Here is a 14968-nt window from a genome sequence, read left to right on the forward strand (position 1 = left end):
GGGAATTCAACCGTGGGTGCCGGGCCATCCATTACCCTCCTGCAATCCCAGCAGCTCACGGAGTTCGGCAAAGGTACTGGCGACAGCCGCAGGCTTATCTCCTGTCCCCGGCTTATCCTGCAAAGGGTTGAACCAAATCGCCTGCCAGCCTGCCGCGCTTGCTCCGGCTATATCCTTGGACCATGAGTCTCCAATGTAAAGAGATTCCTCAGCCTTCGTTCCTGTACATTCATTTGCTAAACGGAAAATACGCGGGTCCGGCTTCATGAAGCCCGCCTTACCCGAAATAACCGTCCGTTCCTCCGGGACATAGCGGCTCAGTCCGAGGGTCTGCAGCTTGCTCCGTTGATGCTCCTCATTGCCGTTCGTAATAATGCCGACAATTATTCCGCATCCGATAAGGCTTGCCAGCAGTTCACCGGCCCCTTCATTAATACGCATCTCACCCTGAAGGCGGGTATATTCCTTCTGAATTTGCGCTCCCTGCTCACAGCTTGCCTGCACGCCAAAGTCGGCCAAGCCCCGTATGAAGCGCTCTTCCCTCATCTGCGCCGCCCGTTCCCCTTGCGGTGAAGCCTGCAGCAGATTTCCCTCTGCCGACAATTTCTCGCTGTAGTAACCGATCCGGCGGTAGGCGTCGCGGAATGCAAACCCCTCAGGAAATGCCAGCACCGCCCGCAGCGCATTGCAGGTTAAGTCAAACTGGCTGTACAGGGTGTCATCCACATCGAAAAAAATACTGCGGATGCCCTCGCGATCCAGCAGATTTCCCGCAACCGCAGGATCAGCTCCGGCCGCATCCAGCGGCATTTGATGATGTGTGTTCAAGCCAAAGCCGGGCTTGCGGGGATAATCCCCCTTTGCCGTCTGCAATCTCCACGCTTCCATGCTTCATTCCTCCTGTGTCCTCTCTATGATGGACCCGCCCATCTCTTAATCTATTCCGGCAGTTCATGAATCATTATTTCACGGAAACACGCCAGTCTGCAATCCTTGGGCCCCAGACAGAAACAATAGGATGCTTCATCAAGTGAAGCATAATCCTTATACTTCAACAAGCAGAAACGGCCGCCGTCCTTATATAAGGGACGGGGCGTTTCAGCGAGAAATAGAAGGATAATTTAGTGTGCAGAGCATATAAATTATATTTCAAGTGGAAACGGCTACGCCGTCCTTGACCGGGCAGCGCAGCTGTTTGCATTTCAGGTGTAAGGCTGGCCGCGGTTCCCTGGCTCTCCGGTTCCCCTGGCCGGCTGAAGCTCTTCCTCCCCGATCCCTCCAGACCTTCCTGCTGAGACCCGGCGGCTACGCCCAAGTGGAAAAAGGAAACTTAATCCCCACATTCCCTTTCTCGCTTGCGTTAGCGGGAAAAAGGAGACCTAATTGATCCTCTCCCTTACAGAGGAAAACGCCTGCATTAAGATGAATTTGAACCTTTAATCCAAAGGGCAGCCAGTTTAGTGGTAAAAAGGATAACTAAGGTAACGCATTCGGATTCCGGATCATCCCTAGTGGGAAAAAGTACAACTAATCCGGCTGAAATCAGCTATTTGGAGGGAGCGTGCCTCTATTAAGTGTACAAAATCCCACTAAAACCCGTTAAATCCAAAATTCCAGCCCATTAGTGTTACTTTTTACACTTCGCTTCCGTTCCCTATGAATCTCCTTGCGTTCCATCAGCGTTCCATCAGCGTTCCATCAGCGTTCCACCAGCGTTCCATCAGCGTTCCACCAACGTTCCATCAGCGTTCCACCAGCGTTCCATCAGCGTTCCATCAGCGTTCCATCAGCGTTCCATCAGCGTTCCATCAGCGTTCCATCAGCGTTCCATCAGCGTTCCACCAGCGTTCCATCAGCGTTTTCAGGTACGCTGGTTCCATTCATATACATTAAATTACCTTTTTGGCTCAAAGCCAAAATCAGCGGTTGACGATGTGAATGAAGTCCGCTGCGGGTCCAGAGGGTTCCTCCGGCCGCTGTTATAGCCCGGTTTCCTGATTGGAATAAGATTACTGCTTGAATTCAGATGGAGCCAGCTTTTTCCCACGATTCCTTTAAGACTTTTCCGTATTTCCGTCCGTATAAATGTACTAATTCTTACGAATTCCACTTTACTCCATTCCACTTCACGCCCCTGCCCCGGTAGCGGCCTCGGTTGGACCCGCTCTATTCCCGCTTCCTCCTGCAAAACATAGAACCCTTGAACTCCGCACGGCTCAGCAGACTCCGCACAATTAGGGGGGGCTGACACAAATCTAATATTTGGCCTTAAACGTTGAAGCGGGCAACCAGTCCCTGCAGCCCTTGAGCCATTGAATTCAGACTATTCGCGGAGGAGGCGATTTGTTCTACCGAAGCCATCTGCTCCTGGGAAGCAGCGGAGACCTGCTGGGTGCTCGCCGCAGTAGTTTCAGAGATCTGCACCACCTTGCGGATGGATTCCACAATCTCCTCAGTCGCAGCCGTGATTTCCTCCACGGCTCCTGAGACCTCCTGCACCTGGCCTGCCAGGGAATCGATAGAGAGGCGGATTCCGCCGAAGGATTTACCGGCTTCTTCAATAATCGCCGTCCCTCCATGCACCTCGCTTATGCTGTTCTTCATAATCTTCACCGCTTCGTCGGCATCGGACTGAATGCCCTCCGCCATGACGGCGATGAGATTAGCCGATTCGCCGGACTGCTCCGCCAGCTTGCGGACCTGATCGGCTACCACGGCGAACCCGCGTCCCTGCTCTCCGGCCCGTGCCGCTTCAATCGTTGCGTTCAGCGCCAGCATATTGGTCTGCGAGGCGATCCCTTTAATAACATCCACAATGCTGCCGATCTCACGGGAACGGTTAACGAAGCTCAGCACTTGCCCTGACAAGGTCTGAATAGCTTCGTTGATCGAAGACATCTGCTGCACCGCCGCCTGCAGCGATTCATCTCCGGCAACGGCGTATTCGCTTGAGCGTATCGAGGCCTCGGAAATATCCTGCACACTGGAAGCAATCTGCTGAATGCCGATGGACATCTCCACAATCGTGGTCATATTGGTCTGCAGGTCATTCATCTGCCGGTCATTGCCGGAGGCGACCCGGCCCATGATTCCGGCAATCTTTTCCGTAGCTTCGGCAGTCAGGCTGCTCTCAGAGGTCAGCTTGACGGAGGATGCCGCAAGCCCGCTGGCCGACTCGGTGACCCGGCCGATCATTGCCGCCAGATTATCCGTCATTTTGTTGAAGTTATGCGCCAGCTCGCCTATTTCATCCTTCGTGCGCACCGTCAGCTTGCGGGTCAGGTCAGCGTCTCCCTCGGCAATCTCCTGCAGCTGTGCATTGACGCTGCGGAGCGGCTTCAGAATCCGCGCCGACAGGAGCAGTGCAATGACAGCCGCCAGCAGCACCGACAATCCTGTCACACCAAGGCTTACGGCCATCGCGAAACCCCTGTGGCTTGCGGAATCGCTCTGCTCCGTCTGGATCTCTTCAGTCAGGACATTTTGCAGTACCAGCTGGGAGTCGATGATCGTATCCAGGGAGAGGGAGGTGAACGCTTTTTGGGCAACAGGGAAATTCCCTGCCTTCGCCTCGGCGAAGGCACTCTCCAGCACCGTCAGATAATTGCCCCACTCACTCTGCAGCTTGTCCATACCGGACTGCTCCGCTTCATTCAGCCCTGCAGCCTGAAGCTCTTCTATTGCCTTGGTGATTTCCGGAATCTGGGCCTCATAGCTGGCCAGATAAGCCGTCCGTTCCTCATCCGTGTTGCTCATTACGTATCTTGCAGCCAGCCCGTCCGCCGTGCGGATCTTGTCCGTCAGCCCCTGCACCAGCGAGAGCTTGCTGTAGTTGTGGTTAATCTGCTCTGTAAGCATGGTGGCCTTGCCCTGAAAAAAAGTGTTGCCTGCAATGGCAGCGATAAACACAATAATAACTGCGGCGAAGCCGAATAAGATTTTGGCGCGTATTTTGGTGAACATATCCATTCCTCCATATCTGTATGTGCTTTTTGCCAAGTGTCTCCGGATAGTCTGTTATGTACGGTACAACCGCTGATTTATGCTCTCCCCCTTCCGGTGAAAGCCGGGTATTTCCTGGTACTTTTATCCTACCCCGCAAAGCTTAAATGAAGCTGAAATAAAGCTAAGAGTTATCTTAAGGGTATGCACGCCAAAAAGACCGCCGTTCCTGCCCTGAGGCGGAATTGACGGTCTCACTATTCATACAGATTGCCGTTCGCCAGCAATGCCAGCTTGTCCCGGTCCAGCACACACAGACGGCCTTGCCTGCGTTCAATAATGCCTTCCTCCACAAAACGGCGCACGATCCGGTTCAGATGCCGGTAGCTGGTCCCGAGCAAATCCGCCGTTTCCGCAAGTGTAGCTGTACGCAGTTCCTCCACGCGCTGGCCGCCGCTGTCTGCAAACAGGGACATTAGATAGCTGGCAAACCGGTTTTCCAGCGGGTAGAGCAGATTCAGCGCCGTAGACTGGCCCAGCGTATACATTTTATGGCTCAGCTCGCCTACCAGAAAACGGAGGAGCGCCGTGTTTTCCTCAAATTCCTTCAGCAGCAGCTTTCTTCCGGCAACCAGCAGCAGGCTTTCCCCCACCGACACCACTTCATTTTTGACCGGATACTGGTGCAGCAGCTCCACATCACCGATCACGGACATCGGCCTCGCAAAACGCACCAGCAGCGATTTCCCGTTAGGCAGCAGGGTATGAATCTTGAGCCTGCCCTGCACCAGAATAAACATATGCTCCAGCTGGTCTCCTACCGAGCAGACGGCCTCTCCGTCACTGTAGCACCGCAGCTCCATTGCGGAAATTGCCCCGGTGCTGAATATTCCCCCCAGGCCATTGTGCCCGGCCAGAGCATGAACCGTCTCCCGGTCTGCAATCCACTGCATAGCCGGCCTCCTTTCAATGCTGTCACGAATGAACCAAACGGAAACGGCTCCGCTGTCCTTATAAGGAGCGTATGCTTCTGAAGAGCTATGCTTACATATCGCTTTCAGATATCCGTTTCAGCGAGAAATAGAAGGATCATTTATAGCGTTCAGCAACAAATTCTTATTTTTAAATGTAACACAGCGCCCGGGACACAGCCAACTCTCCTATTCGGCAAAATAATGCTCCAGCGCCCGCCCGGCGCGGAAATTCGCCACATTGAAGGATGGCCAACGGCTTGCGGCCAGCGGCTGGCGTTCCCGCTTCTCACGCAGCGCTGCGTCCAGCATGCCGTTCTCCTGCTCGCTGAATTCGATCAAGAGCGGCACCGCGTCCGATGACAGCCGCGTCAAGTAACTTGTGTCCAGAATGCCGCTGGATTTGTAGCGCTCGATATTTTGCTGCGCGATGATACGATCCATGCCGAGATAGTTCACCAGCACATAGGAGAGCAGGCCAAGGGCGAGACAGCACTGCGCAAGCGGAAACTGCACCCGGCTGATCCGCACCGCCGCCAGCACCAGCAGCAGCCCCAGAAAGATCATAAACACATGCACCAGAAAGCGGATATATGTATATCCATAAGCCTCTTCATACAGCTTCAGCCGGGAGTAGGCGGAATACAGCATGATCACGGAACAGAGCACAAGGATGTAGAGCAGAATTGTCACGGTCTTATGCAGCAGGCCTTTCGCCAGTCCTGCGGAGTGCAGCGACAGCAGCAAAAGGGCGAAGTTGATCGAAGTCACCAGAATCAGCTCCAGAAATCCGCTCCGCGCATAACCGGCATACGTGCTGCCCTCCGGCAGAATACCTTCCCAGGCCCCGAAGAGATATGAGAATTGCAGGCTTACAAAGAGCACATAGACCACATTAATCACAGTCAGAATTGTAGTGATGATAACCGGGTCCACCCTCAGCGTCAGCGGTTCAGGAAACAGCTCGGGTACGGATTCCGGGGCAGGCCCGCTTTCCATATTCAGCTCTGGCTTCGGGTTCCATGTGTACACCTTGTAATCGATGAAGCCCCAGAGAAGACCGAACATGCCCAGCCCCAGCAGGATAATCCATAAGAGCCGCGCAAACCCTTCGCCAAAAGAGAGCCGTTCCAGCATCTGCGGAAACTCTGCCAGCAGCTCATGGAATACGCCATCCGCCGATGAGAGCAGCGACGTTACGATCAGCAGCAGCGGAAAAGAAATACCCAGCCCGATCAGCACCTTAATCAGCACCTGCTTGCGTTCATCCGGGAGCTTCTCCCCGCCGAAGATCCTGCGGACGGCCCTTGGAGCTGTAGCCCAGTGCCGCAGGCCCTGGGCAAAAAAATGCTCCGCCGCCGCCCCGATAATCCCGAATCCGCTCCAGGAAGGCAGCTTATAGCTAAGCATGTAAGTCATATGCAGCAGAATCAGCGCCGGGATGACCAGCAGATTCAGCCCGAAGAACAGCCAGTTCGCATACAGCGCATACGTCAAGGAGAGCAGCACAATCGCCCCCAGCCAGATGTAGCCCGCCGCTGTAGGCTTGCGCAGCCTGTCTCTGGCAAAATAGAGCACATACACATAGAACAGAGACACAAAAATCGGGCAGGAAATTCCCGGCATTTTACCGTAAAACAGATACTGGTTCAAGACCGCCAGGAGAAAGGATGCCCCCAAAGCCTGAAGAGCCCGTTCCGGTTTCGGTACCGTTTGATCATTCATGGTAAATACCTCCGTCTTCTTACTATCTTATCCTGATTTTAGCTGATAAAATAAGAAGAAAAAGAGAAAGAATCTAAAGTTTATTTCCTATTTTAAACGCTCATGACCCGCCGGGTCACAAATTCGGATGAAAATGTTGGCAGAGCTACCAGCCGGGGCGTTATCATATCAAAATTTCTACGGGTTCAGTCGCTACGGGTTTAATTCGCCGCAGCTTGCTGCGGGCCGTCCATTTGGAGCTGTTTCTGCAAAGTTCCCTAATTAAACCCGGCTCCAAACACATTCTATTGCATTTTGTACAGCAGATCGTCCCATAATCCGCCGGTAAACAGAATCTGTTGCATTCTATACAACAGAATTTCGTGTGCAAAGTACTTTTGAGCTAAAATTTTCAAAAAAATCAATTGTACAAAATACAGCAGAATGCGATTGATCACAAACCGCAGCGCTTTCTATTGAAGAGGGTACAATCATTCAAAAACCCTAGAGTACTGACATGAACGCTAAGCAGCTACAAATCGGGGCATTTTTTCATATCAAAAGATAAGAATTTATATGTTTCACGCTATCAATTAGCCTTATCTTTCTCGCTGAAACGGATACCGTCCTTATCAGGACGGCGAAGCCGTTTCCACTTGGACAAGGAGGCTCAAGCCATGAAGCTGCACAGCCAATTCCTGAAGCTCCATTCACAGTATGGGGGGCCGGCGGAAATTTCCGTTACCCTGGATGAACTGGCATACACCTTAGGCTGCACCCACCGCAACACCCTTCATATTATCCATAAAATGGCCGAGCAGTCCTGGATCACCTGGAGCCCCAGCCGCGGCCGGGGAAAACGTTCGACCCTGACATTTCTCGTGGGCGCAGAGGATATTGCCTTGGAATCCATGAAGCAGGCCATCAGCAGCAAGGACATCGGCAATGCCATAGAGGGCATACGGGGACACGCCCGTTCCTCCTCGCTTCAGGACACGCTTCAGGGCTGGCTGCTGGCTTATTTCGGGCATCATTCGGAAATCCGCAGCAACAAGCAGATTGATACGCTGCGGCTTCCGGTCACACAGCAGCTGTTTACCTTTGACCCTATATATATGAATCTGCTGGCGGAGTCCTTTGTATCCAGCCATGTCTTTGACGGACTGGTAGGGCGGAGCGGCGAGCGGGGAAAAATCGTTCCCGGCCTGGCCCACGCCTGGGACACGGACGGCAGCCGCACGGTCTGGACGTTTCATCTGCGCAAGGAGGTGCTGTTCCACCACGGGAAGGTGCTGTCCGCAGAGGATGTGGTCTATTCGCTGCAGCGGCTGATGCAGACCTCGCAGCGTACGCTGTACAGCTCTATTTTCAAGGAAATCGCCGGGGTCGAGGCCCTGAACTCCACCACGGCGCGCGTGGTTCTGCGGAAGCCGAACGAGCTGTTCCTTCCGTTCCTCTGTACCAGCCGGGCGGCGATTGTCCCGCGGGATTTGGAATCGATCGGCGAGAGCGCCTTTGGGCGCAGGCCGGTCGGAACCGGGCCTTTTAAGATCGTGGAGATGAGCGAGGAACTCTGCGTGCTGGAGGTGTTCCCTTATTACTTTCAGGGACGGGCCCACTTGGACCGTGTGGAAATTCTTCATGTGCCGTTCGGCGCTGGACAGGCGCAGCCGGATACGGGTTCTGCCTTCCATGTCATCCCGAATCCAACCTCCGCGGAAGCCTCCTCCTGGAGCCGGATTCATTCCGAATCCCACGTCCGCAAGTTTGTCACCTGCAACACCAAGAAAAATGGGCCGCTAAGCGACCCCCGGCTCCGTTCCAACGTTCTGTCTTGCCTGGATGAATCAGCAGCGGCTCCGGCTCCGGGCGTACCCGAAACACAGCCGGCTGCCCTGCAAATTGCCACCATTCCGCAATATCTCGGGGATGCGGAGCACATTGCCTCCCGGCTGGCCCGGCATGGCTATGCCTGCACAGTTCTGTCCGTCTCGCCGGAGGAATTCAAGGGCCCTGTGCGTCTGCAGTCCGACCTTATCGTCTTTTCCCTGCTCCGTGACCAGGACGAGCAGCTCCGGCTGTTCGATCTGTATCAGACGCTGTCGAAGCATGTTGATCCGGGCACCCGGGCGGATATGGAGGGCACGCTGAACCTCATCATGCGGGAGCCTGATCCCCTGGCCAGAGCCGAGGGCTTCAAGCGCATTGAGGACAAGCTGACACGTGATCATCAGCTGCATATTCTATACGAGAAGCCGGTCCAGACCGCTTATCTGCCATCCGTGCGCGGCGTAACCTTCAACAGCCAGGGCTGGGTCGACCTGCGCCATCTGTGGTTTCCGCGCGGCATGTAAACAGCTCCGGCGGAAGCGGGCGTCCAGCGCTCTCACCTTCTCCAGGCTGCTATACCCGGCAAAATCCTCTTGAAAATCAGGCAAGAGCAGCCATCTTAGTGGTAAAAAGTACCACTAAGGTAGCGCATTCGGATACTGAATCATCCCTAGTGGGAAAAAGTACAACTAATTCGGCTGAAATCAGCCGTATGGGGGGAGCGGGCCTCCATTAAGTATACAAAATACCACTAAAACCCGTTAAATCCAGAATTACAGCCCATTAATGTTACTTTTTACACTTCGCTTCCGTCCCCTACGAATCTCTTCCTTGCGTTCCATCAGCTTGTTCAGGTCCGCCGGTTCATTTCATATAAAAATAAATTCTTATCTTTTAAAAACAAGGCTGACCCAAGCAGCCATTTCATGGCTTATGGGTCAGCCCCTTACAGTTATATCCAGCGGCATTTACAGCGCTGTTGATTTATTGGGAATTCATTTTGACACGAACCTGATTGCTGTGGAGTTTGGCCGGCTGGATATCCGCCTCTTTGCTATCCGCCGCTGCATGTAACCCGTCCCCGGTAGCCATTGCAGCCTTTTTCACAGATTCCGTTACATTCTGAATCGCTTCGCCTACGTCATGCACCGATTCAAACAGCGGATCTATGGTTTTGATTTTGCCTTTTACATCCCTGGTGATCTGGTTGGTCGTATGGATAAGCTGTGAAGCTTCCCGGGTCAGTCCATGGACGGCATTCCTCACTTCAGACAGCGTCCGGTTGGTCTCGCCAAGCGTTACCATGCCCTTCCGCATGGTGAGAACTGCATAGCTCACCAGCCATATAAATGCAACCGCAGCACAGGCCACACTGATCTGTATAATCATGCAGCATCTCCCTTCTGTTCCTCTTAATCTATGTCCGGGGGAACAGGGTTATTCCTGCCGGAGGGAAGGCTGCAGAATGCTATTTCACCGATCCGATCATTCCCGCAACAAACTGCTTCTGCATCAGGAAGAATACAAGCGCCGTCGGGATGGTGCCGATGACAATGGCGATCATAATCAGCCCGTAGTCCGGGGCATAGCCCGAGCCGAGGGTGGAAATCAGGAGCGGCATCGTCTTCGTCTGCGGGGTCTGCAATACAATCAGCGGCCAGAGGTAGCTGTTCCAGCTCGACATGAAGGTAATGATCGCTCCCGCCGCATAGGTCGTTTTCATGGTCGGCAGATAGATCCGCAGGAAGATTCCCAGCTCGCTGAGACCATCCATCCGTCCCGCCTCCAGCAGCTCTTTGGGGAACATCTTCGTGCTCTGCCGGAAGAAGAAAATCAGGAAAGCCGTAGTGACCGTAGGCAGAATTACCGAAGTCATCGTGTCGATGCCCATCCAGGGGGCAACATTCGAAATTTGCCCGAACATCCGGTACAGCGGAATCATCAGCGCGGCAAACGGAATCATCATCGACAGCAGCAGAATGTTGAACACGATATCCTTCGCGCGGCTGCGGAATACCTCAAAGCCGTAGCCCGCGAGCGAGGCGATGAGCAGCGCCAATACGGTTGTCGTAACCGAAATCTTGGCCGAGTTGACCAGTGACAGCTGCAGGTCGGTTGTCTCCAGCAGGTTGCGGAAATTTTCCAGCAGATAAGAGCCGGGCAGCAGCCGTCCACGGGTGACGTCCACAGATTGATTGGTGGAGCTTACCACCATCCACAGGAACGGAAAGATGGAGACGATGGCTGCTATGCTGAGGAACAGATAGATGAAGAAGCGTTTGCTTTTAGCCATTTTTGTCACCTGCCACTTTGAACTGGATGACCGACAGCACCACAATCATAATGACGATGGAATAAGACACCGTAGCCGCATACCCGAAGTCCGCCGAATATTTGAAAGAAAGATTATAAATATATTGGGATATCGTCTGGGTGGCGTTGCCGGGTCCGCCTTTGGTAATATTCATAACCTCATCGAACAGCTGCAATGTCCCGATGGTTGAGGTGATCGAGGTGAACAGGATGATCGGCTTCAGCAGCGGAATCGTAATCCCGAAGAACTGCCGCGGGGCCGAAGCGCCGTCGATCCGGGCCGCCTCATAGATGGAGCTGTCGATATTTTGCAGCGCGGACAGATAAAAAATCATATTGTAGCCCGTCCAGCGCCAGGTAATGGCGATAATAATCGTAATTTTGGCCCAGAACGGGTCGGTGATCCATTCAATCGGCGCACTCACCACATGCAGCTTGATCAGCAGCGTGTTGACCAGTCCATTGCCGGCGAACAGGTATTTGAATACGATGGAGTAAGCCACCAGCGAGGTTACGCAAGGCAGAAAGATCGCCGTCCGGAACAGTCCCTTGAATTTCAGCTTGCTGTCGTTCAGCAGCACCGAGATGAACAGCGCGAGAATAATCATCAGCGGCACCTGGACCAGCAGATAGATAAAGGTGTTCTTCACGGAGGTGATGAACGTTGTGTCAGCGAGCAGCCGTGTATAATTGTCCAGGCCGGTGAAGGCAAGATTGCCGCCCGTCCCGGTCTGAAAGGACAGGATCAGCGCCTGCAGCATCGGATAGAAATAAAAGACGACAATCATGATGACGGCAAGCAGGACGAAGGACCATCCTGTCAATGCGCTTTTTCTGCGGAACTTTAAGTTCGAAGATGCATTCTTCATATGGCCCAGCCCCCTCTAATGGCAATCCCGGCTATTTAAGCTGTGATTCGGCCTGGGCCTGGGCATCGCCAAGCACCTTGCCGATATCCTTGCCGTTCAGGTAATTCTGCATCTCCACCACCAGGATGTCCTCAATCGCATACGTGTTGATGCCATAGTTCACGCTCGGAATCTGCTCTGTCCAGGAAGAGAAGTCAGAGACCACCTTTTGTCCGCCAAAGAATTCGTTGGCCTGGCTGTAAGCCTCGCCGCTGGCGGCTGCCTTCAAGGTTCCGATGACTCCGATATCGGTAAGCAGCTTTTGATACATTTCCACATTGGAGCCGAAGGTCTGGGCCATGAAATCCGCTGCCGTCTCCCTGCCGTCGACGTTCATCACATACCAGGAGCTGCCGCCAAGGTTGGAGGCATGAACCGACTTCGTGTTCGGCAGCTTCGGCAACGGTGCAATTCCCCAGCTGCCGGCTTGCGAAGGCTCAGCCGTAATCGACGGGGTAATCCAGTTGCCGGTAGCGGTTGATGCGATTTCCCCGCTGTTCAGGGAGGCCACGTACTGGCTCCAATCCGCGTTCACCTTAGCCACATTGGCTTCAGTCAGCTCCTTATAGATTTCGAAGGCCTCCTTCAGCGCGGCATTGCCGGCAATATCCGGCGTCTTCCCGTCTTCGGCCAAGTACCAGGACCCTGCGGATTGAATCATCATGCGGACCATACCTAGATCATTGGGGTCCAGGGAAAATAAGGCTTTGCCTGTTTTCTCCTTGACCGCCTTGCCGATTTCGATGTATTGCTTCCAGTCGATGTCCTGCAGATCGGACAGCTTGTAGCCCGCCTGCTCCAAATAGTCGGTTCTGAAATACAGACCGGTTACACCGGAGTCGAAGGGCACGCCGTATTGCTTGCCGTCCAGACTGGTGGGGCCGCTTTTGTAGTCGGCAAAGTCGGAGCCTTGGATATAGCTGCTGAGGTCGTAGAATGAATCCTTATAGGATTGGAGGAAGCCCTGCGAGCGGTAATCCTCAATCAGCACAATGTTCGGCAGCCCTTTGGTCGTGCCCGAGTTCAGGCCCGTGTTCATCTTTTGAATAATATCGTTCTGGGCGTACTCCACAATGTTGACTTTGACCTCCGGGCGGGTTTTGGCATATTCGTCCCTAGCCACCTCCAGTGCGGCAATGTTGAAGGCAGGGTCCCATGCCCAGATCGTGATTTCTTTGGCCTGGGCGGTGTCGCCCCCGCCATTCTCCACAGCCGCCGCATTGCCTGGTTCCGCCGTGTTTCCGTTATTCTTGGAGCCGGAATTCGAACTGCAGGCGGTAAGCAGCACCATGCACATCAGCAATAAGGCAAAGCTCTTTTTCATTAAATTTCCTCCCCTTTTGTATATTCGGATGCTTGTTATTGCCTTTCTGTAAGCGCTTCCTGATTACATGAATAATTTTATCATCCGCTTTGGGGGACTCGTTAGAACTTACTTTGTGTGGTTTGGTCATTTTATCGCCATTTGTAAGCGTTGCCTATTGGCCGGTTTGTTCTTTCTTTGGATATTGGTATTCTTTTTGTCCGCGGATCAGCGGCAGGCGGATTTTGACCGCGGTCCCTTCGCCCTTGCGGCTCTTGATCGTAATGCCGTAGTGCCCGCCATACAGCAGCACAAGACGGTCATGCACATTTTTAATTCCGATGCCGGTGAACAGCTGGCGTTTGCTGTCGGGGCCGGATGCGGGAAATCCGTCCTCCCCGCCGTCCATGCCATCCCCGTTGTCGACCACTTCACAGATCAGGTCACCGGCCTCCCGGGAGATCAGCACATGGATATAACCCTCGCTTTTCTGCGTAAACGCATGAAAAAAAGCATTCTCGATAAACGGCTGAATAATCAGCTTCGGCAGCTGGAACTCCATGCAGTCCGGTAAAATAAAGAAATTGACCCTGATCCGTTCACCGTAGCGCACATGGTTGATAAATACGTAGGATTTCAGATTTTCCAGCTCCCGGGCCACGCTAATCGTCTCGCTGACATTGCTCAGCGCATTCTGCAGCATGGAGATCAGGGCATGAATCGTATGTACAGCCTTCTCCTTGCTGCCCTGCTGCACCAGGAAATTAACCGAGGCCAGCGTATTGTAGAGAAAATGCGGATTAATCTGATGCTGCAGGGCGGCCAGCTCGGCATTCCGCTGCTCTTTTTGCGTCTGAACCAGCTTGTCCACGTATTCGTTCAATTCATCAAGCATATAGTTGTAGGCATGTCCCAGCTCCTGGAATTCGAAGCTTCCGGTCACGGTGATGTAATTATGGAAATTGCGCTGTGTGATTTTGGACATCTGCCGGGTAAGCAGCGTGAGCGATCTGGTCAGTCTTCTGGAAATTATAAATACAACAATCAGTGCAACAATCACGATCGCCGAGCAGATCAAAGCCACCGTCTTCGTGTCGACCATCTGGCCCAGAGCGGTTTTTTTGTCGATCAGATTGACGATATAGAAATCGTAGGAGGACAGATAATTGGCGATCAGGATAGAGCTGTTGCCCTGAAAATCAATGTTCATATAATCGAGCTGCTTCTCCCCGATTTCCTTGGCAGCCCGGAGCAGCTCCACTGCCGGCTGTCCCATCAGCTCACTGCGGTTGCTCGAGACAATAACCCCGTCCCTGTTCAGAATAGCCACGTCATTGCCGGTGCTGACAAAGCTGGCGTAGAAGGGCTGGAAGTCCATTTCGTGAATCGTAAAATACAGGGTTCCATAGATATCGCCCGTTGTGCGTTCCATCAGCGCTTTGCTGGCGACGATCATCGAAGCCTTGTCCGGCGTGTCCCTGCCGCTCTCCTGAAAGAACTGGTACATCAGCCTTTTCGGCTCAGCCAGTGTGTTCCTCGTCAGCTCATGCTCCCGCAATTCGTCGTCTTTCATCAGCAAATTGTTCGTATTCGTGGAGTAGCTCCGCCCATTCTTGCCCATGATCTTGATCCCGACCTGATAGGTGTCCAAGGTGGACTGGATCTTCTTCATCTGGGTGGTCATATTGTAATAGGTTCTCTGCACCCGCAGGGAATCGGAATCCTCCTCGGTCAAGAAGCTCTTGATCGTGCCGCTGAGCTGTGTGTTGTTGGTAGCCGTGACAATTGAATAATGAAAGGCTTCGAAGCCGGCCTTGATCTGATTGATCACCTTGGAGTTGGTAATGCTGAAGGTCTCCATGAACAGCTTCTCCGACATGCGGACCGTGGTCCAGGATGCCGAAATGGCCACGGCGATGATGCTGATGACCATGACGATGAAAATTTTGATGAACAGGCTGTGAAATTTGTAGCGCTCCCAGTACCTCCGCATAAGT

The 14968-nt window shown here is 53.3% G+C and carries 10 protein-coding genes; 1 reads left to right on the plus strand and 9 read right to left on the minus strand.

Features of this window, described 5'->3' with window-relative positions:
- Window positions 1-6: 6 nt before the first annotated feature.
- The 4 genes from HYD27_RS17110 to HYD27_RS17125 form a co-directional block, all read right to left on the minus strand.
- Window positions 7-888, minus strand: a complete 882-nt coding sequence (locus HYD27_RS17110; protein WP_219217138.1) for an HAD family hydrolase — start codon at window positions 886-888, stop codon at window positions 7-9.
- Window positions 889-2268: 1380 nt separating this feature from the next.
- A complete protein-coding gene (locus tag HYD27_RS17115) occupies window positions 2269-3963 on the minus strand; it encodes a methyl-accepting chemotaxis protein (RefSeq protein WP_219217139.1) in 1695 nt (564 codons plus the stop codon).
- A 236-nt stretch (window positions 3964-4199) separates the two neighbouring features.
- Window positions 4200-4895 (minus strand): Crp/Fnr family transcriptional regulator, encoded by a 696-nt coding sequence (locus HYD27_RS17120; RefSeq protein WP_219217140.1) that lies wholly within the window; start codon window positions 4893-4895, stop codon window positions 4200-4202.
- A 207-nt stretch (window positions 4896-5102) separates the two neighbouring features.
- Window positions 5103-6638, minus strand: a complete 1536-nt coding sequence (locus HYD27_RS17125) for a DUF4153 domain-containing protein (RefSeq protein ID WP_219217141.1) — start codon at window positions 6636-6638, stop codon at window positions 5103-5105.
- Window positions 6639-7294: 656 nt separating this feature from the next.
- Between HYD27_RS17125 and HYD27_RS17130 the strand changes: the two genes are divergently transcribed.
- Complete coding sequence (locus HYD27_RS17130) at window positions 7295-8971, plus strand: ABC transporter substrate-binding protein (protein ID WP_219217143.1); 1677 nt, start codon at window positions 7295-7297, stop codon at window positions 8969-8971.
- A gap of 460 nt (window positions 8972-9431) precedes the next feature.
- Here HYD27_RS17130 and HYD27_RS17135 read toward each other — a convergent pair whose 3' ends face one another.
- The 5 genes from HYD27_RS17135 to HYD27_RS17155 form a co-directional block, all read right to left on the minus strand.
- Entirely contained in the window at window positions 9432-9836 is a 405-nt protein-coding gene (locus tag HYD27_RS17135; protein ID WP_219217145.1) for a DUF948 domain-containing protein, read from the minus strand.
- Window positions 9837-9915: 79 nt separating this feature from the next.
- On the minus strand, window positions 9916-10740 hold the full coding sequence (locus HYD27_RS17140; RefSeq protein WP_219217148.1) for a carbohydrate ABC transporter permease: 825 nt from the start codon (window positions 10738-10740) through the stop codon (window positions 9916-9918).
- On the minus strand, window positions 10733-11629 hold the full coding sequence (locus HYD27_RS17145) for a carbohydrate ABC transporter permease (protein ID WP_219217150.1): 897 nt from the start codon (window positions 11627-11629) through the stop codon (window positions 10733-10735). Before HYD27_RS17145 ends, HYD27_RS17140 begins: the two co-directional genes overlap by 8 nt.
- Before the next feature lie 31 nt (window positions 11630-11660).
- On the minus strand, window positions 11661-12992 hold the full coding sequence (locus HYD27_RS17150; RefSeq protein ID WP_219217152.1) for an ABC transporter substrate-binding protein: 1332 nt from the start codon (window positions 12990-12992) through the stop codon (window positions 11661-11663).
- A gap of 154 nt (window positions 12993-13146) precedes the next feature.
- Window positions 13147-14964 (minus strand): cache domain-containing sensor histidine kinase, encoded by a 1818-nt coding sequence (locus HYD27_RS17155; RefSeq protein ID WP_219217154.1) that lies wholly within the window; start codon window positions 14962-14964, stop codon window positions 13147-13149.
- Window positions 14965-14968 lie beyond the last annotated feature (4 nt).

The sequence above is a fragment of the Paenibacillus sp. S150 genome (genome assembly GCF_019352175.1).
Lineage (GTDB): Bacteria > Bacillota > Bacilli > Paenibacillales > Paenibacillaceae > Paenibacillus_AQ.

What these genes read in the sequence shown, in the direction of transcription:
- HYD27_RS17125 (WP_219217141.1), bottom strand. Translation starts at nt 6,638, where the DNA reads ATGAATGATCAAACGGTACCGAAACCGGAACGGGCTCTTCAGGCTTTG.
- HYD27_RS17155 (WP_219217154.1), bottom strand. Translation starts at nt 14,964, where the DNA reads ATGCGGAGGTACTGGGAGCGCTACAAATTTCACAGCCTGTTCATCAAA.
- HYD27_RS17140 (WP_219217148.1), bottom strand. Translation starts at nt 10,740, where the DNA reads ATGGCTAAAAGCAAACGCTTCTTCATCTATCTGTTCCTCAGCATAGCA.
- HYD27_RS17115 (WP_219217139.1), bottom strand. Translation starts at nt 3,963, where the DNA reads ATGTTCACCAAAATACGCGCCAAAATCTTATTCGGCTTCGCCGCAGTT.
- HYD27_RS17130 (WP_219217143.1), top strand. Translation starts at nt 7,295, where the DNA reads ATGAAGCTGCACAGCCAATTCCTGAAGCTCCATTCACAGTATGGGGGG.
- HYD27_RS17150 (WP_219217152.1), bottom strand. Translation starts at nt 12,992, where the DNA reads ATGAAAAAGAGCTTTGCCTTATTGCTGATGTGCATGGTGCTGCTTACC.
- HYD27_RS17145 (WP_219217150.1), bottom strand. Translation starts at nt 11,629, where the DNA reads ATGAAGAATGCATCTTCGAACTTAAAGTTCCGCAGAAAAAGCGCATTG.
- HYD27_RS17120 (WP_219217140.1), bottom strand. Translation starts at nt 4,895, where the DNA reads ATGCAGTGGATTGCAGACCGGGAGACGGTTCATGCTCTGGCCGGGCAC.
- HYD27_RS17135 (WP_219217145.1), bottom strand. Translation starts at nt 9,836, where the DNA reads ATGATTATACAGATCAGTGTGGCCTGTGCTGCGGTTGCATTTATATGG.
- HYD27_RS17110 (WP_219217138.1), bottom strand. Translation starts at nt 888, where the DNA reads ATGGAAGCGTGGAGATTGCAGACGGCAAAGGGGGATTATCCCCGCAAG.